Origin of the sequence: Aquibacillus rhizosphaerae (genome assembly GCF_030282825.1) — a bacterium.
GTDB classification, from domain to species: domain Bacteria; phylum Bacillota; class Bacilli; order Bacillales; family Amphibacillaceae; genus Aquibacillus_C; species Aquibacillus_C rhizosphaerae.
Genome location: NZ_JASTZU010000063.1, coordinates 328,498 through 348,143, shown reverse-complemented (window position 1 = coordinate 348,143; position 19,646 = coordinate 328,498). Strand labels below are relative to the sequence as shown.

The window sequence follows — 19,646 nt, the reverse complement described above, 5'->3', positions numbered from 1 at the left end:
TTATTCCCTCCTTTATTTGAAGGATAAATTTTGTGCCATAGTCCTAAACCGATTACCCAAAATCCTATAATTGCTAAAAAATATGTTACAAACATGAAATTCTCCTCTATTCCCCATTTTAAAAATTCCCTCTATTTATCTTTCATCTTGCTTGTATAAAGAACAAAAGCTCAGGGCGCCTTGCTCACCCTAGGGCAATTAAGTCAAACATCTATGTGGTGCTCTTTACCACAAAGATGTTTGACTTAAGACCTCCAGGGGGTAGGCGCTGTAGCTGGACGTGGCACATGCAATAGTCAGTTATCCACAGGACACTAAATCTGTAATTTCCTATAATTCCTATAATATAATTAAAATCCTCATTCACATGATGAAGAGGATTTGGTCAGTAGTTTCCTCCTCATCTTTCAGACCATTTTCGTCTGCTGGACTTGGCACCTTTTTATCTATCTAGCAAATAAATGGTTGCCGCGGGATCTTCAGACCAGTTTCCTCCCCCGTCTCTTGATAAGGTTTGATTTATTCGCTTTTTGATGATTCTAATCTTGTTTAATAATCAAAATCACGATCTTTAAAGTTTTTTAGCTCAAATTCCTCACCAGAGAATCGTTGTTCTTTATATGGATCTCCATAATAATGAAACCCATTTTGTTCCCAATATCCATTTCGGTTTTCCTTTAAAAATTCTATCCCACGAATCCACTTGGCACTTTTCCAAAAATAAAGATGTGGAACTACAAGACGTAATGGATAACCATGTTTCTCTGTTAAGGCTTTACCATTGTATGAATGCGCAAGAATAATATCATCTTTTAGCAAGTCCTCTAGTGGTAGGTTTGTTTGATAGTCATAGTCACCATGAACGACAACGTATTTTGCTTCGGGCTTAATCTCAAAATGGTTAAGTAAATCTTTAAACAATACGCCCTCAAATTCGTTATCAAATTTTGACCAACGCGTTACGCAATGAACATCGCATACTACTTTTTTCTGAGGTAGCGCCAATATGTCCTCAAATGTAAAAACTTTCTCCTCATTGATTTCACCAAATATCTTCAGGTCCCATTTACTAAGGTCGTCATAGATTGGCGTATCACCTACGGTAAGTATTGGAAATCTTTCTGTTAATACTTGACCCTGGGGGAGTCTATCTCCAAACCTTGCATCACGAGCAGGCGTTTTTGATTTCTTTAACCGTTCCGCTTTACTTATTGCCATTTCTATTCCTCCCTACTAAATATAAAAGCCTCTTTCAATTGAAAGAGGCTGAAGTAATATGCTTCGACCTCTTATCTTCCAGACAACTCTTTGTCTGTTGGAAGTAGCACCGTGCTTTTTTGCCGGTTGCCGGGCGTCATAGGGCCAAATCCCTCTGCCTACTCTTGATAAGAGATAATACTATGTAATTTTCTAAATATTCTTTACACATCTTACCTAAACTTTCACGAAATTGTCAATAGTTTTTTAAAAGGGCTGAATTCTAAAAATCGTCTGACTAGTAATCTATAGAATCCACAACTGATACGGTGATTTCCGCACCTTGAAAAAGAAAATCATTTTTCTATGTACGATGTAATAAGGCCAAAGCTTTCTTTTTTCCTGCTTATTTTCAGCTGTTTGGACTGGGAATACTTGTCCTACCGAAGACCTTTTACTTTCCACAAGACTTTGAATTCATTTCCTGATTTACAGCTTGCTTACAAGGAAGCCATTATAATGATACGTCGGACTTTCTATCAACCGCTTCGGTTAAAACGCTAAATTAGGAAGTATTAAATACAGTCCCATCCCACCAAATTATTGTTCACTATATAATTATCCGCATTTAGTCATTGTCACTTTACTCTTTATCTATTAAAATTAAGGTTTATTAACTCAAACTGCAGGTGACCCAATTGATAATTACAAAGGAATTCACAACTACCCCAAGTGGTACACAAAAGAGTATATCTGATGCAACACTTGCAGATACAACTACAAGTGTTGATTTAATAAATGACCAGGACAATGATGCTAGTTTCTTTCGTTCTTTAGAAGAACAGGGAATTAAATTAAATAAGCCACAAATTGATGCTGTCCGTCACTTTGATGGGCCAGCTCTTGTTTTAGCAGGAGCTGGAAGTGGGAAAACACGGGTACTTACATCTAGAGCGGGATATTTAATTACAATAAAAAAAGTAAGCCCAAAACAAATCATGCTAGTTACCTTTACAAAAAAAGCATCTGAGGAGATGAAACAACGAATCAGTCAACTATCCGGACTGAATGCGCAAATGGTAAATTCGATTACGATTGGTACATTTCATTCTATCTTTTTCAGACTTTTACGAAGTAAAGGTTTTAATCAACAAGTACTAAGTAATGAAAAACGAAAACAATTAGCAATCAAATTAATATTAAAAGAAAAACAACTACACGAAGCCTATGAGCCTGAAACATTACTAGCCATCCTGTCATCTTTTAAAAATAAATTGAAAACAGTAAGTGATATGCCATCAAAGACAGCGATAGAAAAAGAAATCAAAGACATCCTTAACCATTATGAGGACTGGAAAAAACAAAATAATTATATAGATTTTGATGATATGCTCACAGAATGCTATCACTTGCTCATTAACGATCAGCAACTGTTACAATCGATGCAAAAAAGATTTCAATATATTTTATGTGACGAATGGCAAGATACAAACCCAGTTCAATTCGAATTAATCAAATTAATTGCTAAACCACATAACAACTTATTCGTTGTTGGTGATGATGACCAAACCATATACAGTTTCAATGGAGCAGATAGTTCAATTATCCTTAACTATGAATCTCTGTATCCAACAGCAAATTGTCTAACACTAGATATAAACTATCGATCTACTGCAAGTATTCTTGGACTTGCCAACGAAGTAATTCAACTTAATACACAGCGCCATAAAAAGACCTTAAAAGCTACCAAAACGAGTGTGGAGTCACCACTTTATTCAAGACCAACTACAACGGACGATGAAGCGGTAGCTATTCTCAAAAAAATCACCGATGACGTTCAATCGGGAAGGCGTGACTATAGTGATTTTGCAATTCTACACCGCACAAACAGTAGTTCGCGTGCGATTTTCGATCAACTAGTTGTTCAAGGCATCCCATTCATTTCCTTTACAAAAGGAGAAACTTTTTATGAGCAACCGCTTGTAAAGCCTGTGATTGATTACTTAAGACTCTCCATACAACCTGACAACTTGAAGGCTTTACCTAGTATTTTACCTACTCTTTTTCTAAATCGTGAGAAAGCGATGTATCATATTGAGGCAGAGCAGTTGATTAATCCTAGACGTAACCCGCTTAAGCACCTCACTTCGCTTCGTGGGTTACAGCCGTTCCAAAAAAAGCAAGTGGAAGAACGGATTAGTATAATTAAAACACTTAAAGAAATTAAACCTACGCAAGCTATAAAAATGATTCGAAGATTTTATGATAATTACTTAGACGCAAATGAAAGAAAAAATGTCACGTTGCATAGGGAGATCATAATCGAAACGTTATCTGAGATTGAAGCGGCCTCTAGTAAATATACGACTGTAGCTGAATTCATTGAATTTGTTGATAATGTGATTGATAAAAATAAAGAAATGGAAACAATAAGAAGAACCCAAGACCCAAATGCTGTTTCGTTAATGACGATTCATCGCACAAAAGGACTTGAATATCCAGTGATTTTTTTAATTGGTGCTTCAGAAGGTATTCTGCCCCATAGTTCCGCAATAGAGGCAAGTGACCGAAAAGATTTAATTTCTGATCAAAAAGGTAAACATAAAATCGATGCAGCTATAGAGGAAGAACGGAGGCTAGCCTATGTTGCCATTACACGAGCTGAACAAGAACTGTATATAAGTTCCCCTAGTTACTACCGTGGTGAACAAGTCGAAGTCTCAAGGTTTCTTACAGATCCGTTTATGCCAAAAGCAGAGCAAACAAACAACAACACTAGTAAGAGTCAAGAATTAGTTTGGGATTGTACAAGCACTACTTGTAAATGTTGGATGCGTATCACAACGCAAGAGGAAACAGTACAAAACACAAGAGAGTGTCCCATGTGTAAAGGTGTCATGAAACACGCTGTTCGTAACCTTTAATTTACCACATAAATACTAGCAATAAATGAGCATAGAAAATCATTTCTATGCTCATTTTTTTAAATTAATAATTACTTTTATAAGTTATTTCGAAAACATCTGATTGACTAGGTTAGTATTTTTTCTATCCATGAATAATAAAACAACTATGGAAGAAAATATGACTAACTTACATAAAGGAGACAGTATTAATGAGAAAAACAACTTTATTATTTATCACATTAATTACGTTTAGCACATTGTTATTTGGTTTTAGCAATGAGACTTCCACGAATCAATATCATCCAGAAAAGGTGATGGAAGCAGAGGGCGATAAGGAGAATAAAACTAGTTTAGAAAAGGGAACAACAATTGTTTTGGCTACCATTAATGAGTTACACAACGTAGTAGAACGATCTCCTGAAAACACTAAAAAAATCAATACATTTGGCAAAGTATTAGATGAAAATTGGGACTTAATTGAGAAAAAGGTTGAAAAGAAATATCCTGAAGATTATAAAAACATTGAAGAAAGTCTTTACCCATTAATTGGGGAAGCACAGAAAGAAAAGCCTGACTTAACAAAGTTAACACAGTTAATTAAAGAAACAAGTGCAAAACTACTTACTTTCAAAGATAAAGTATCTGAATAAAGCAAACTTTAAAAACAGTGTGTGGCTATCCTCCTCGCACTGTTTTTTAGTACGTTAAAAAAAGCGCGGGGGGCCTTATAAACAAGGAAAAATCTTATTTTTGCGATGTCCGTCTATGTAGCAATCCTAAGACGAACATCTATGTGGTGCTCATTACCACATAGATGATTGACTCTAGGACTCAGTCGGGGTAGGCACTGGAAGCTTGATATCCCCCAAGATCAAATACTATCTCACTTGATTGCATCCTAGCTCAATACCGTTATTCTCCACATTCGACAAAACCATGTTTTTGTAAATTTTCTATTAAGAAAGCAGTTTTTGAGAGGGATTTCATATAATTAAAAGAAAGGTACAGTTGAAAGATTGATATAATCTGGGGGGGATTTCATTGAAAATATTAACATCTTTAAGGAAGCCTTTTATCATGAGAATATGGGAAAGTCATCCTAAGTTTTGGAAGTTTTTGATTGATTTTGGAATTTTAATTAAATATAAAACATTAAAAATACATAAGATTCCACAAAAAATTACGTTACCTAGTGCTCGTATCCTTTATGTAAATGCAAAAGAGAATCGTGGAAGAGCTCTGCTTATTAGCAACGGAACGACACAAAAAAGGCTACATCATTTTTGGACACATGCGGTAAAAGAATATAGGCCAGATTTAGTAATAGATGTCGGAGTTAATTACGGTGAGTGTATATTTTCTGCTACATATCCGTTAGAATCTAATATAATTGGTATTGAAGCAAACCGGAACCTTTTAAAGTATATTAACCGATCTAAAGACGCCCATCCTAACAAGGCACAAATATCAATCATAAATGCGATAGCATCAGATAAGGAACTAGATGAGAACTTTTTTTACATTGATAAGCATTGGTCCGGAACATCAACTGCTTCTTATATCCCTAAACATTCTTTAGTTGAAAAAGTTCCTGTCAGTTCTATAACTATTGATGGGTTCTTAGATAAAGATAAAAATAGATCCTACCGTTCTGTACTTTTCAAAGTAGATGTTGAAGGCTACGAAGCTTTTGTTCTAAAAGGAATGACAAACTTAATTACCAATAGTCCTTCTCTATTAGGTTTTATTGAATTTAATAGTGAATATATTACGAAATCTGGATATGATGTCGAAGTTTTTTTGAATTTTTTGCAAGAAATTTTACCGTTTATGTTTATAAAGAAAATGATACAGTTTTAAACGCAACTAATTTTAATTATCAAGACCTGATAAATTTGTTTGATACCAACTATATCCATACAGACTTTTTATTAATAAAAGACAATTCAATTCTTAGCAACCTTAAGCTTACAATTGACAAAAACTAACTAGAGTGTCATCTAGTTGATTTTTTCTATTTCCGAGTACATGTGATTTGTATCAATTCCATTCCACATCAAATAAAGATTAAGAAATGAACATAAACTAATCTAGATAAAACTCCAGTTAGATTCAATTTATTCACAATGCTCGCTATACTAATTAAATTCATATAAAAACTTAAAATTGCTAATCCTAAGCATAGTGTTCTAAGCAAATGATTGAATTGTTGTTGATTATTATTTTTTTCTTATTAAAAGAGTTTATACTCCATTTATACATGTGAATATAATAAGACTTTTGATTTGCTAACATCATATTCATCCTCCTAATATCAATGATTTACCCCTATATTTCACTAGGGGTAAATATAATAATGAAAGTTTTTCAAGTTTTCATTGTAAAAGTCAACCTATTTATGTTGAAATTAGTATACAATCATTTTAACTACCGTTTTAGAGAAAGGATGTAGATTGAATGGCGCGTTCTAATATGCATGTAATTTTACGGATTGAAATTGATAGACAACAAGTTACTTTTGGAAAGATCGCAACTGTAGTAAGTGAAGCAGGTGGTGATATGGTTGCTATTGATGTAATTAAAGAAGGACCTACGATAACCGTCAGGGACCTAACAATTCGTGTCAATGACGAAAATAATCAAAAACAAATCGTTAACGAAATCGATGCACTCCCCGGGGTAAGTGTAAAGCATGTATCAGACCGTACATTTTTAGTACATCTAGGTGGTAAGATTGAAATAAAATCTAAAATTTCTATTGACAACAGAGAACAACTCTCTCAAGTATATACTCCTGAAGTGGCAAGGGTTTCTAAAGCAATTGATGAAGACCCTATGCTTGCATATAACTTAACAATCAAAAAGAATTCAGTGGCAGTCATCTCAGATGGAACAGCTGTTTTAGGGTTAGGAAAAATTAAGCCCGAAGCAGCAATGCCTGTAATGGAAGGAAAGGCAATGTTATTCAAACAATTTGCGAATATAAATGCCTATCCTTTATGTTTAGATTCACATGATACCGAAGAAATAATTAGAATTGTTAAAGCACTAAGCCCTACTTTTGGTGGGATTAACTTAGAGGACATTGCTTCTCCCCAATGTTTTGAAATAGAAGAAAGATTAAAAAAAGAAATGAATATTCCAGTCTTTCACGATGATCAACATGGAACTGCAATTGTTGTTCTTGCAGGAATATTTAATGCTTTAAAGCTAACCAAAAAGAAATTAGAAGAGTGTAAAGTAGTCGTATGTGGAATTGGTGCTGCTGGGACAGCGATTACAAAAATGCTATTAAATGCTGGGGCGCGAAATGTAGTTGGTGTAGACCGAAATGGCGCAATTTCAAAAAAAGAAACATATGAAAATAAAATGTGGAACTGGTATGCGGAAAACACTAATCCATTTGAACAACAAGGTGATTTGTCTACTGTTATCGAAGATGCGGACATCTTTATTGGCGTTTCTTCGGCTGGGATACTGAAAGTAGAAGATGTTAAAAAAATGGCTAAAGAACCAATTGTCTTTGCATTAGCAAATCCTAATCCTGAAATTTCTCCTGAGGATGCAAGCCCATATGTAAGAATAATGGCAACAGGAAGATCAGACTATCCAAACCAAGTCAATAATGTCTTATGTTTTCCTGGAATTTTCAGCGGAGTCCTTGATTGCAGAGCAACATCAATTAATGAAGAAATGAAACTAGCCGCAGCGAAAGCAATCGCCTCGACGATTTCTGATGATGAACTAAATGAAGAATATATTATTCCGGGTGTGTTTAATACTCAGGTTGTACCGAAAATAAGGGATGCTGTAATACAGGCTGCATATGACACCGGTGTAGCACAAAAAGTCTAGCAGTCTAAATTAATCAATTGATATTGAATTTTGGATTGGATTTATCGTGGCCTTAATTGCTGTTTTCAGCATTTTCTTTAGAAATAGTTCACAATCTAGAAATAGAAAATTCTTATTCAGGATTGCTCTAATTGCTACCTTAATTGGGTTCGTTGGATTCACATTCTTTGGTTGGGGATTTTCTGAACTAATAGAGAAAGGGAAAATCGGTTTTATTATGCCGTCTTTCCCTTTTTTTCACTAAATTAATTTATACACTCTTGCCTCATACGGTCTTAAGCTAACCTCTCCTAATTTTTCCTGGGGATTAACTTCGTAATTACTTATTAGTAATTCATTATTCCTATCCGTTAAATGCTCTGGTAAGGTGAACGCAGCTTCTTCTGAAAACAGATTTGTTATAATTAGTATAATTTCACCTTCTAATGTCCTTGTATAAGCATAAATTTGATTATGGTCTTCCATTACCAAATCATAATTTCCATAAACAAGGGCATTTTCATTTTTTCTCATTTGTGCAAGCTTTTTATAATAGTGATAAATAGAATGTTCATCATTTAATGCAGTTTCTACATTGATTTCTGTGTAATTAGGATTCAACTTTAACCACGGTGTTCCTGAAGTGAAACCTGCATTTTCATTACCATTCCATTGCATTGGAGTTCTGGAATTATCACGTCCATTCTTCCAGATAACCTGCATCACTTCTTCATGTGTTTTACCTTCTTCTATTTCATTTCTATAAAGGTTTTTTATCGCTACATCATTATAATCGTCAATTGAATCAAACTTGACGTTAGTCATACCAATTTCTTGACCTTGATAAATAAAGGGGGTTCCTTGCATTAAAAAGTACATTGTCGCTAGACATTTAGCAGACTTTTCCCAATACTCCTTACTATCTCCCCAAGTAGAAACAGACCTTGGCTGATCATGATTTTCAAGGAATAGTGCATTCCATCCTAAATTTTCAAGTCCCTTTTGCCACTTTGTTAAAGTTTCTTTAAGCGTATGAATATCAAGACCACCATCTACGCTTTTCCCCCAAAGACCAAGATGTTCAAACTGAAAAATCATATTAAACTTTCCATTTTCTTGTCCTACCCATTCATCTGCTTGTTCAACTGTCACACCGTTTGCTTCCCCAACCGTCATGATGTCATACTTATCAAACGTTTCTCGTTTTAGTTCCTCAAGAAAAACTTGAATACCTTCACGATTCATATGCCCTTCAAAAGAAGGAGCATACTTTTTACACTCAGGATTAGGTACATCTGGAAATCCTGGAACTTTTTTTATATGTGAAATTGCATCGATGCGAAAACCATCAATACCTTTATCTAACCACCAATTAACCATTTCGTATAAATCATTTCGCACATGAGCATTTTCCCAGTTCAAGTCTGGCTGCTTCTTTGAAAATACGTGCATATAGTATTCTTCTGTTTTATTATCATACTCCCAAGCAGATCCACCAAAAATGGACTCCCAGTTATTTGGTTCCTTGCCTTTTTCACCAGGATGCCAAATATAGTAATCTCTATATGGATTATCAATAGAAGACCTAGATTCAATAAACCATGGATGTTCATCTGATGTATGGTTTATAACTAAATCCATAATTAGTTTCATACCACGACGATGTACTTCCTTTAACAATTGGTCAAAGTCTTCCATCGTTCCGAAGTCTTTCATAATACCTCTATAATCACTAATATCATATCCATTATCATCATTAGGAGAGCTATAAATTGGACAAACCCACAGTACATCGATACCTAAGTTTTTTAAATAATCCAATTTAGTTATAATACCTTGAATATCCCCTATTCCATCTCCATTTGAATCCATAAAACTTCGAGGATAAATTTGATAAGCTACTGCTTCTTTCCACCATATGCTGTTCATGATTTTCCTCCCTAACAAACCAAAACTGTTTTATAAAGCATTTTTGCAAAGTTATTAATTATTGTGACATTCTTTTTTTTATTCCCCAGTCACTCCTCTAGTGCAATCGATTGCACTATTTATTATCTTAACATCATATTGAATTCTGTCAATATATATTCTATATAAAATAAGATGTATATTTAAATTTATTTATTATCAAATAAAGGTACATATATATTAATCTCTTTTAGATTGATTAAATACCGCAATCGTTTGCATTATTACATTAAATAAAAGTGATGCAAACTTATCTATAAAATTATGCTTCGTTTATTACTTTATTCTTAAATTAATTTAATGCTACTCTTTCCATATAAAAAAGGAGATGTTGATACTAAATAGTATCAACATCTCCTTTTACATTAACATTATTTTGCTTTCTCTTTCTTTATTTGCTTACTTCTTAATTGTCCGCATGCTGCATCTATGTCAGAACCTTGTTCGACACGCACACCACAATTTATACCATTATTCAATAATGTTTCATAGAATTTAACAATCGATTCTTTTGTGCTACGTTGATATTGATTATGTTCATCAACAGGATTATAAGGAATTAAATTCACATAAGACAGATGACGTTTGTCCTTCAAAAGTTTTGCTAGTTGAATCGCTTCTTCTTTGTGATCATTAACATCCCGTAACAGTATATACTCAAAAGTAATTCTACGATTTGTTTTATCTAAATAATAATCTATTGCTGGCATTAGTTTTTCTAATGGAAATGCTTTGTTAATCTTCATAATTCTTGTTCGAAGTTCGTTATTTGGTGCATGCAAAGATACCGCCAAATTAATTTGAATCTCTTCATCTGCAAAATCGTAAATTTTATTGGCGAGGCCACTAGTTGAAACGGTAATATGACGAGCACCAATTGCAAGTCCATTTTGATCATTTACTACTCGGAAGAAATCCATCATATTTTTGTAATTATCAAAAGGCTCTCCAATACCCATAACCACAATATGACTAACTCGCTCATCTTTTTCCGCTTGATCAAGATGATGTTGAACTTTCATTATTTGTTCTACAATTTCACCAGATGATAAATCACGGTTTTTAGTTAATAAACCACTGGCGCAAAACGTACAGCCTATGTTACATCCCACCTGTGTTGTCACACAAACAGATAAGCCATAATTAAATCGCATTAATACCGTTTCAATTAGATTGCCATCCTCTAATTCGAATAGAAACTTAATTGTACCGTCTTTTGACTCTTGTTTTATCGCTTGCTTCAGTGTTTGTATAATAAAATTATCTTTCAATAATTCAGTGCATTCTTTATTCAGATTCTTCATGTCATCAAAATCTGTTACACGCTTTTTATATAGCCAATCCCATACTTGTTGTGCTCTGAATTTCTTTTGACCATGATCAACAATCCATGCTGTTAATTGATCAAAAGTCAATCCATATATAGACGTTTTTTCCATTTTAAAACCTCTTTTCAATCGTTCCCTATTAATTCTACCTATCTATACTACCTACATTGTGCCAATGTATCAACCCATTTATGACCAAAATATCAATATTACATAATCTAGACTTCATTAAATGGGCAATTGATTATCAGTTTTCACTTTTTTATAAGTCTGTTTTATAAATATATAAAACCAAATTGTGATTGGTTGTAGTGTTAAATAGTAAGTAAATGAATAGGATAAATGCCAACTTTTATAGCTAAAAACCTCTAACAACAAGTTTAAACCCTCGAACAACGTTCCAAATATTGTAAAGACAATAACATACAGTAACGTTCCATATCCAGAAATGTTAAATTTGTCATAAACATAAATAAACAAATAAGCAAAAGGACCATAAAATATATACGTTAATAGGTCGAATAATTCAAACTTTCCTGAATCCATTACATCATACATATCAAATAACAAACCAGACAATATATGATCTGATAGTCGAGCGATTACTGCAGGAAATGTTATCAATAAGATAGTTATACTCAGGGGAAAACGTTTTGGTAAAATAATTACCACACTGTATAATACGATTAGCCCAATCAATATAAAACTTTCGTTTAGATCAAAATTCTCAGGCAATATCATTTTTAGATTACTCCTTCTTTTATTAATACATTTCTAAAAATTATATAAGCAAAGAAAGCCAAAATTCCTGAAAGTGTTAATCCGACGATAGATTGCATTGGAAGCCAGTTAATATATTCAATTACTTTCCAACTCACTAATATATACTCAAAACCATATGCTATGATGTGTACAGAGCTAATAAAAGAGGTCTTATAAGCCCTTTTAAAGAAGTCATGTACTGAATAATAATTAAAAAAAGAAATGGTAAGATAATTTCCTCAAAAAGTAAAAACATTATTAATGATTGATTGCTTTCCCCAATTTTCCATACGTGTAAATTTACATAAAAAATCGAAAAATAACTCGTGAATAAAAACTGCAACACCATAAACAAAAAAATATTTTCAAGTGAACTTAACTTTTTTTTGAGACAAAAAAAGTAATTGTTACTATTATAGATACATTTAAAAAAATTAGAAATTTCATATAACCAGTCACCAAATCTTTTTAATTTTAATTATATGGTACCCTAGATAATTATTTCTTATGAAAAAAGCACTTAATTCCTTCGATAAAAATTTATAAAGAAACAACCATCAAAAAATTACTAAACACTATTTGCTATATTTAAATATTAATGCTATAATAAATTTAGCTATTTTGTTCGACAAAACACTTCAAGTAACAATGCAACGTGAAAGTTTTCGTTTTGGAAGCAAGAGCAAGAATAGTAATACATTGTGTGGAAGATCCACACTAGGAGGAAAAGTAATATGGTAACAGGTACAGTTAAATGGTTTAACGCAGACAAAGGTTTTGGATTTATCGAAGTTGAAGGACAAGACGACGTATTCGTTCACTTCTCTGCTATCCAAGGCGAAGGCTTTAAAACACTTGAAGAAGGTCAAACAGTTTCTTTCGAAATCGAAGAAGGTAACCGTGGACCACAAGCAGCAAACGTTGAAAAGAACTAATTTCAGCTAAGCTGTTAAAAAGCGAACTCTTTATGAGTTCGCTTTTTTGTTTATAATAAAATTATAAACTTTGCTACATAGGAATAATAGCCACATCCAAACCTCTAGGATAAATTAGTTTGGACCTCTTAATCATTTTATCTAAATTATATTTTTTACTCTGCCAACCTGTCCATCTTCTAACCGTACTTTAATTCCATGAGGATGGTTCGGTGATTTTGTTAAAATTTCTTTAACAATCCCACGCGTTAGCTTCCCACTCCGTTGATCTTGTTTTAATACGATATCCACACTAATTCCAGCTGCTATATTTTTACGTTCTGTTCCATTCATTGTATCAGTCCTCTTCTATGTTTTTTTCTTATGTTGCCATGTAGCATCGATATCCATGTGGACAAATGGAATTTCTGTATCTACCTCACCAGTAATTTTATTATAAGGTATATCTTCTCCCCTAAGCCAATTGGAGAAATTAAACTCTGCAGGCTGTTCATTACTACCTAAACCAATCCAAGCTACTTTTTGTTTTGGAAAATATGCTGATGTATGTATGGTCCCTGCCCAATTTCTATAATCCGTAGAAAAAATACCCTTATCAATATCATTCATTAACCGGTATGCTTGATATCCATCAGTCAAACTATCTTGTTTTTTTTCAATAATCTCCATTCTCCTTTTGGAATCAACCAGATAATTTCGATTTTCATGCTTCATTATTTCAAAGTGGTTGGTACAAACACTAGCCCGACGAACCTCAACTCCCCGAGGCGATGCTTCCACAATAATTGTTTCAGAAGTTTGGTCATAGACAGTGTAACTGAATGAATGACGGTGCGGAATTTCTTTTAGCATGTCAACCGCTTCATAAACGTTTGCACAACTTTCTAGTACTAGTCTACCTATCATCGCACAAATGAAACCATCCCCAGGCTTTTTTCGATGCATGAAATTGTACCCAAGTACCAATCCTTTTTCATTCATCCCATCAGGACGCCCAGTTATACGCTGACTCGGTCCCATACTTGCATAACCTTGATCTGTAGGTTGGTAAAAAACGCATCTCCCTTCATATGTTTTTGGATGATAATCATAATTACGAACGAAGTAATCCTTACCAGTAACTATAGAGCATCCAGACTTCACATAATCTAGCCGGTATCCACCAAACTCCTGTAAAACTTGCTCCATCGGCCACTTTAAAGCATCTCTGATTCCTATTAATTCGTCCCAGATACCCGGAGCAAATCTTGTTATTGCTTGTTTAGCCTCTTGCTCTTTAATTGTAAATCGAGGACGCCTTACCTTCCATTGCTTCTCCCGATTTATTAGAATAAGTGAGTCTTTTATTTCTATACCTTGCTTGTAGCCAAAATCATAATGATTACCCCGAAATTGTACGATATTGCTATATATTTGCTTCATTACCTGACCTCTTTTACTACAATTTAGTTTCCTGAAATTTAAGATTAACGGAAAGATCTACGAATAATCAACTAATCAAGCAGTTTGGAACAAATTTCATTGGAAGTTATCCATTAACCAGAGAATAATAAGAGCATTACCTAAAAAGGAGTGGCGTTAACTTGGCTAACGACTGTTTTTATTGTGATGATACCATAACAGATAATTCCTATCACCACATAAGTTTTTTCCATAATCAAAACGAACGCGAGGAAACACTTTGTGCTGATTGTTATAAAGAGTGGCTTCAAGGCATAAAAGAATAAGTTTTCTACTATAAGCGATTAACAAATTGTATTTTGCCTAATAACTAAAAGTACCTATCAAAAAATAGGATAGGCACTTTTAGTTAAAGATTCAACTATTCACTCATTTAAATGTAATGACTTTTTCTAAAAATGGCTTTGTATTTTCAACTACAGCTAAATTGGTAACAATCCAGTCCATTTCACTTGAAACAATTTCTCTAATAATTTGAACAGATTGAGTATGATTAGTAGGTGTTAAACATTCAAATACTTTTCTCACTTCCACTGACAATCGTTTAGTGAGAGAGTCTTCTATTATTTTTAACCCTAGTTGTGCTCGATTAGGTTTATAGCGATGGAGCAACACCCTGGCGAGATGAGTCATAGCATGATTAAGCATCACAACCGCCCAAATATCATTACCTCTTGAAACCGCTTTGTGATATCGAAAAAGAAACCATGCTACATCATTCACATCATCTTGAAATTCTTCTTTAGACAATGTTAAATTCTGTGTTTCACGATACTTATCCAGACGCTTATCTGGATCATATAGAACCTTGAAATAATCTTTTTCCAAAAAAGTCTCCTCTGTTACTGTAAATAAATCAATATGCAACAAGTTATCATAGACGGCAATGATTTGTGGTGCAATTATGAATATATCATCATAAAATAGCAACTGACGATAAGCCTGTAAATGGCCCAGGCGATGCTCAAGAAATTGACTTTTATCTTTGTCATCGATGAGACAATAAAGATCAATATCTGAATTCTCATCATGCTCATCTCTTCCCATCGAACCTTTTAAAAATAAAGATTTAACCAATTTATCCTTTTTCAAACTTGATACAATTTTGTCTAAAGCATCCTCTTGCTTCATATTAGCTCATCCTTTTCACAAACATTCTATAGGCTAAATTCAGCTATCAAAACTCAGGCTTTTTCAATTATTTTCATCAATTGTTCCGTCGTTAAGATTGTTGCAAATTCGTCATGTAGGGTAGCTATCGTTATATTGTGTATCGTTTTAGGATCATATTGATTTCCATGGTGGTCTTTCATAGCAAAAGCTGCTGTTGCATCTGAAACTAAGTACGTATCAAACCCAAGATTCCCACTCATTCTTGTCGTGGTTGATACACAATGCGGTGTCGTCAAACCAACTATAACAACTGTTGAAATATTATTGTTTTTAAGATACACTTCCAAATTTGTGCCAATAAAGCCACTGTTTACTTTCTTTGTAATAATCAGTTCGTTTTCATACGGTTTTACAATCTCCTTTATTTCAAAACTTTTTTTGCTTGGGTGAAATAATGAACTTAGATTCTCAGAACTATGTTGGATATGAATAACAGGTAAGCATTCCATTCTCCAAGTATTCAACAATTTTTTAATATTTTCCTCTGCATTTAAATTATTACGTTCTCCCCACTTTTCATCCTCGAACGCCTGTTGAACATCAACAATTATCAACGCTGCATTTTCCATATTCAATAGAACTTCCCCTTTAAAAGTATTTTTACAACTCTATTTAAATCACAATTAAAAAATCACTAACATACACTGCGTTCCCAGTAATCTCAACATCATACTTCCCATCAGTTTGCGAAACATTAACGACAACCCGGCCATCTTTTCCAATTTCATGACCTTGTTCTACAATGAGGTTAGTTGATTGACCATTGCTTATGTATTTAACATAGTATGCACCCATTACCCCAGAAGCTGTGCCAGTGACTGGATCTTCTTTAGTACCTGAAAAAGGAGAAGAAAAATGACGCGCATGCATCGATGCATTAGTATCATAAGTTTCTAGACAAAAAGGATGAACAGATGCTTTCGGTATCTCATTTAAGATAGAAGGAAATAGATTGTTTTTTGGATTCATTTTTTTGAAGCTTTTCAATTCCTTAATAGGAACTAACAATGTCCAAACTCCAGTACTTCCATATAAAACTGGCAACTCTTCTTCTATATGGTGCTTTTCCAATCCTAATGATTTTGCTAGTTCATTTATGGAGCCATTAAACTTTTCAAACTCCGATACCCCCTGACTCATTGTTATCCGAATATCATGATTTGTTAATGATTTTATGCTAATTCGTAAAATTCCCGCTTTGGTTTCGATTGTTACTTTATCTGGTTGATTAACCAGAAGACCATGCGACCATAACGCAGAAATTGTTGCCATGGTCGCATGACCACATAAGTTCATTTCATGACCTGGAGTGAAGAACCGAATTCTTAAATCAGCTACAGTAGAGTTAATTACAAAAGCTGTCTCATTAAAGCCAACCTTAAAAGCTATTTCTTGCATCTCATTCTCCGTTAAGTTCTCCCCATTTAATACAACTCCTGCCGGATTGCCTTTACCTGGAACCTCGCAAAATGCATCATAATGATATACCTTAACTGTTTTCACTTTTCATCTCCTCCACCGTGAAACGATTTTTTAATTCCTAGTTTAATAGTAGCAGAAATATAACATCTTAATAATAGATCTATATCATATTTACAAATAGTTTTTTGTTATTGCTCCGGTAATTCTCTTATTTACTTAGATTATATGCTACATTCAAAATAATTCCAGTCCTATCAAAATTAGATCCGTAATACGTTGTATATTCTCTTATTATATCGATTCCTTAAACTTCTATCTTTTAAAGACAATCAATCTAGCACACTTTCAATAGAATAATCCTACTATCACCGTTCGTGTCTTCCAGTATCAAAGCTAGTTATTAAATAGCAAGTTTCCTTAATCAATTATCGAAATCTTTCGGCGACTTAAGATTTTTTGACATTCCATTGGTAATTTCTCTAGATGAAAGGTAATAAGGTTTACACATATCTTATGCATATAGAAGCTACAATCACGTTGGGACATTACAACAGCATTACCTAGTTATACTCCTCTGATATTCAAGAAAGAAAGCAGTTTAGTTCCATTTAAAAACTAATTTCTAATATTTCGACAAATATTTCCCCGGAAATATAAAATCGATATTGAAACAAAAAATAACTTTCAACGCTGTATTTCTACAAATACAATTTCAAGAAATTAATGAGATACCTTTACCATATCCTACGACAATAATCGCCGTAGGTAATAGACAATAATTCAAAACATAATGTCTGCCGATACTTTATTTTAATACATCAAGTGGTACAGCATGCAATTCCCAAAGCAGGATAATCCATAAGATAGAAATCCCCCACGCTATAAGCGGCTTTTTAAAATGTAGTCGTAATACAATAAACATAACAATGTCAAAGATTACTGACCAACTAATACTCCAAGTATGATGATGATTGATTAATCCAATCTTCAAATTAATCATTTCCTTACTTATAAATAAAATCACCCAAATAGTAATCCATTGTACCTGCTTCACTTTGAATTTAGGGTAGTTACCAAGAAACAAAAGAATTAGTGCGGGATACACGATCAAATAATTCATTATAGATATATACGTATGTTTGGACAAAATACTTTTCCCAAAAACCGTTTCTTCAAATGACCACATTGGATAATCATAAAAAAGAAAATTATATAAGATATCAATCAATATTATAAATAAAATTGTTGGATAATAGGCTCGCCAATTTCGCCAGTCGCCCCACTTTAAGCCCGCAAGCAGAAAAGCGAATGAATATATAAAATACATTTTATCATTCCTACAGTTTTTTAATTAGTATGCCTTTAGGTGAAATAAATATAAATTTATATACAAATTAAATAAAAAGAGTCAGGAGAAATGTTCCCCTAACTCTTTTATCAATCTTTTAATCACTTAATATCTCCTCTAATTCAATGCACCATAAACAACATTTCTTATCCTCGGTTGATGATATGCCTCAAAGTTAGGTAACATTTGTTGCATATAAACAACAGACAATTCTTCTTTTGGATCTATAAAAACATATGTACCTGCTAATCCTGACCAACCGAACTCCCCAACCGAACTATTACTACCCCCAACTTGGCGGTTAATCATTACTCGAACACCGAGTCCATAACCATAACCATTTTCATAATTCCAAAAAACATCTGGTAACAATGCATCTGATAAATGATTAGAAGCCATTAATTCTATCGTCTTCTTACTCAATATTCTAACTCCGTCTAATGTTCCACCCATAGCAAGCATGTGTGCAAAACGACTATAATCATGAAGTGTAGATAATAAACCTGCTCCACCACTTTCAAATACAGCCATTGGCTCAGAGGAAGAGTCTATTTTTGTATTTTTCGTCATTGTACCATCCTCTGCACGATCATATATACTGCACAAACGCTCCTTTTTATCTTCAGGAATCTTAAAGAAAGTATCTTCCATACTAAGTGGTATGAAAATCTCTTCTTTCAAAAATTCGCCAAATGTTTTGCCTGTGATCACTTCGATGAGTGCCCCTAATACATCATGACTTAACCCATATTTCCAGTGCGTACCTGGGTCAAACTCTAATGGAACAGTTGCTAACGCTTTCGACAAGGTCCTAACTGCAGTTTGTTCTCCTTGTTTTTGTTCCTTATGAACTACCGCCATAACTTTACTTACTTGACGTTCCACTTCTGTATTATTTCCACCATACGTAATACCTGAAGTCATTGTAAATAGATCTTTAATTTGAATCGATTTACTAGCTGGAGAAGTTTCAATTGTTCCATTTTTCAGGGAACGAAAAACTTGAATCGATTTAAACTCAGGTAAGTACTCTTCTAAATTGTCAGTTAGCAGGAAGTGTCCACGCTCATATAACATTAGTGCTGCAACACAAGTTACAATTTTAGTCATTGAATATATTCGATAAATCGTATTTACTTCAATTGATTTTTTCGTTTCCAAATCAGCTACTCCAAAATAGCCCTCATACAACCTTTCATCACGTTGTATAACCGAAAGAGCACATCCAGATGGACCATTCGCTATAAACTTTTCTAATAATGGATTCAATCTATCTAATTTATTCATGTATTTTCCCCCTTTTTGTAAACGC

The 19,646-nt window shown here is 33.6% G+C and carries 16 protein-coding genes and 2 riboswitches; of the genes, 5 read left to right on the top strand and 11 right to left on the bottom strand.

All coding sequences use genetic code 11. From position 1 onward, the window contains the following. Positions 1–397 precede the first annotated feature (397 nt). Positions 398–514, bottom strand: a riboswitch (SAM riboswitch). Positions 515–549: 35 nt separating this feature from the next. Further along, positions 550–1,218, bottom strand: a complete 669-nt coding sequence (locus QQS35_RS21800) for a sulfite oxidase-like oxidoreductase (RefSeq protein WP_285934367.1) — start codon at positions 1,216–1,218, stop codon at positions 550–552. 68 nt (positions 1,219–1,286) lie between these two features. Beyond that, positions 1,287–1,392: riboswitch (SAM riboswitch) on the bottom strand. 503 nt (positions 1,393–1,895) lie between these two features. Between QQS35_RS21800 and QQS35_RS21795 the strand changes: the two genes are divergently transcribed. The 4 genes from QQS35_RS21795 to QQS35_RS21780 all read left to right on the top strand — a co-directional run bounded on the left by QQS35_RS21795 (position 1,896) and on the right by QQS35_RS21780 (position 7,958). Next, positions 1,896–4,121, top strand: coding sequence for a UvrD-helicase domain-containing protein (locus tag QQS35_RS21795; RefSeq protein ID WP_285934366.1), 2,226 nt, complete (start codon positions 1,896–1,898; stop codon positions 4,119–4,121). 191 nt (positions 4,122–4,312) lie between these two features. Beyond that, entirely contained in the window at positions 4,313–4,753 is a 441-nt protein-coding gene (locus QQS35_RS21790; RefSeq protein WP_285934365.1) for a hypothetical protein, read from the top strand. A 391-nt stretch (positions 4,754–5,144) separates the two neighbouring features. Next, complete coding sequence (locus QQS35_RS21785) at positions 5,145–5,963, top strand: FkbM family methyltransferase (protein WP_285934364.1); 819 nt, start codon at positions 5,145–5,147, stop codon at positions 5,961–5,963. Between the two features lie 597 nt (positions 5,964–6,560). Beyond that, positions 6,561–7,958 carry an NAD-dependent malic enzyme gene (locus tag QQS35_RS21780; protein WP_285934363.1) on the top strand — a complete coding sequence of 466 codons (1,398 nt, stop codon included), beginning with the start codon at positions 6,561–6,563 and terminating at the stop codon, positions 7,956–7,958. A gap of 240 nt (positions 7,959–8,198) precedes the next feature. Here QQS35_RS21780 and QQS35_RS21775 read toward each other — a convergent pair whose 3' ends face one another. The 3 genes from QQS35_RS21775 to QQS35_RS21765 form a co-directional block, all read right to left on the bottom strand. Then, positions 8,199–9,866, bottom strand: coding sequence for a glycoside hydrolase family 13 protein (locus tag QQS35_RS21775; RefSeq protein ID WP_285934362.1), 1,668 nt, complete (start codon positions 9,864–9,866; stop codon positions 8,199–8,201). A 410-nt stretch (positions 9,867–10,276) separates the two neighbouring features. After that, entirely contained in the window at positions 10,277–11,344 is a 1,068-nt protein-coding gene (gene rlmN, locus QQS35_RS21770) for a 23S rRNA (adenine(2503)-C(2))-methyltransferase RlmN (RefSeq protein ID WP_285934361.1), read from the bottom strand. A gap of 117 nt (positions 11,345–11,461) precedes the next feature. Continuing rightward, positions 11,462–11,974, bottom strand: a complete 513-nt coding sequence (locus QQS35_RS21765) for a hypothetical protein (RefSeq protein ID WP_285934360.1) — start codon at positions 11,972–11,974, stop codon at positions 11,462–11,464. A gap of 755 nt (positions 11,975–12,729) precedes the next feature. Here QQS35_RS21765 and QQS35_RS21760 point away from each other — a divergent pair. Next, positions 12,730–12,930 (top strand): cold-shock protein, encoded by a 201-nt coding sequence (locus QQS35_RS21760; RefSeq protein ID WP_285934359.1) that lies wholly within the window; start codon positions 12,730–12,732, stop codon positions 12,928–12,930. A gap of 141 nt (positions 12,931–13,071) precedes the next feature. Here the strand turns inward: QQS35_RS21760 and QQS35_RS21755 are convergent, their stop codons facing one another. From QQS35_RS21755 to QQS35_RS21725, 7 genes are all read right to left on the bottom strand, one after another. After that, entirely contained in the window at positions 13,072–13,263 is a 192-nt protein-coding gene (locus QQS35_RS21755) for a YwbE family protein (protein WP_285934358.1), read from the bottom strand. A gap of 15 nt (positions 13,264–13,278) precedes the next feature. Beyond that, positions 13,279–14,352 (bottom strand): C45 family autoproteolytic acyltransferase/hydolase, encoded by a 1,074-nt coding sequence (locus QQS35_RS21750; RefSeq protein ID WP_285934357.1) that lies wholly within the window; start codon positions 14,350–14,352, stop codon positions 13,279–13,281. Positions 14,353–14,760: 408 nt separating this feature from the next. Beyond that, on the bottom strand, positions 14,761–15,522 hold the full coding sequence (locus QQS35_RS21745; protein WP_285934356.1) for a nucleotidyltransferase domain-containing protein: 762 nt from the start codon (positions 15,520–15,522) through the stop codon (positions 14,761–14,763). 53 nt (positions 15,523–15,575) lie between these two features. Further along, entirely contained in the window at positions 15,576–16,133 is a 558-nt protein-coding gene (locus QQS35_RS21740; protein ID WP_285934569.1) for a cysteine hydrolase family protein, read from the bottom strand. 43 nt (positions 16,134–16,176) lie between these two features. Beyond that, on the bottom strand, positions 16,177–17,067 hold the full coding sequence (locus QQS35_RS21735; RefSeq protein WP_285934355.1) for a PhzF family phenazine biosynthesis protein: 891 nt from the start codon (positions 17,065–17,067) through the stop codon (positions 16,177–16,179). 724 nt (positions 17,068–17,791) lie between these two features. Then, positions 17,792–18,313, bottom strand: coding sequence for a CBO0543 family protein (locus QQS35_RS21730; protein WP_285934354.1), 522 nt, complete (start codon positions 18,311–18,313; stop codon positions 17,792–17,794). A gap of 138 nt (positions 18,314–18,451) precedes the next feature. Then, complete coding sequence (locus QQS35_RS21725) at positions 18,452–19,621, bottom strand: serine hydrolase domain-containing protein (RefSeq protein WP_285934353.1); 1,170 nt, start codon at positions 19,619–19,621, stop codon at positions 18,452–18,454. Between the last annotated feature and the right edge of the window lie 25 nt (positions 19,622–19,646).

Excerpts from the sequence above, each read along its gene's own strand:
- rlmN (WP_285934361.1), bottom strand. The coding sequence starts at position 11,344 with ATGGAAAAAACGTCTATATATGGATTGACTTTTGATCAATTAACAGCA.
- QQS35_RS21800 (WP_285934367.1), bottom strand. The coding sequence starts at position 1,218 with ATGGCAATAAGTAAAGCGGAACGGTTAAAGAAATCAAAAACGCCTGCT.
- QQS35_RS21740 (WP_285934569.1), bottom strand. The coding sequence starts at position 16,133 with ATGGAAAATGCAGCGTTGATAATTGTTGATGTTCAACAGGCGTTCGAG.
- QQS35_RS21780 (WP_285934363.1), top strand. The coding sequence starts at position 6,561 with ATGGCGCGTTCTAATATGCATGTAATTTTACGGATTGAAATTGATAGA.
- QQS35_RS21745 (WP_285934356.1), bottom strand. The coding sequence starts at position 15,522 with ATGAAGCAAGAGGATGCTTTAGACAAAATTGTATCAAGTTTGAAAAAG.
- QQS35_RS21790 (WP_285934365.1), top strand. The coding sequence starts at position 4,313 with ATGAGAAAAACAACTTTATTATTTATCACATTAATTACGTTTAGCACA.
- QQS35_RS21760 (WP_285934359.1), top strand. The coding sequence starts at position 12,730 with ATGGTAACAGGTACAGTTAAATGGTTTAACGCAGACAAAGGTTTTGGA.
- QQS35_RS21730 (WP_285934354.1), bottom strand. The coding sequence starts at position 18,313 with ATGTATTTTATATATTCATTCGCTTTTCTGCTTGCGGGCTTAAAGTGG.
- QQS35_RS21755 (WP_285934358.1), bottom strand. The coding sequence starts at position 13,263 with ATGAATGGAACAGAACGTAAAAATATAGCAGCTGGAATTAGTGTGGAT.
- QQS35_RS21725 (WP_285934353.1), bottom strand. The coding sequence starts at position 19,621 with ATGAATAAATTAGATAGATTGAATCCATTATTAGAAAAGTTTATAGCG.
- QQS35_RS21775 (WP_285934362.1), bottom strand. The coding sequence starts at position 9,866 with ATGAACAGCATATGGTGGAAAGAAGCAGTAGCTTATCAAATTTATCCT.
- QQS35_RS21750 (WP_285934357.1), bottom strand. The coding sequence starts at position 14,352 with ATGAAGCAAATATATAGCAATATCGTACAATTTCGGGGTAATCATTAT.
- QQS35_RS21765 (WP_285934360.1), bottom strand. The coding sequence starts at position 11,974 with ATGATATTGCCTGAGAATTTTGATCTAAACGAAAGTTTTATATTGATT.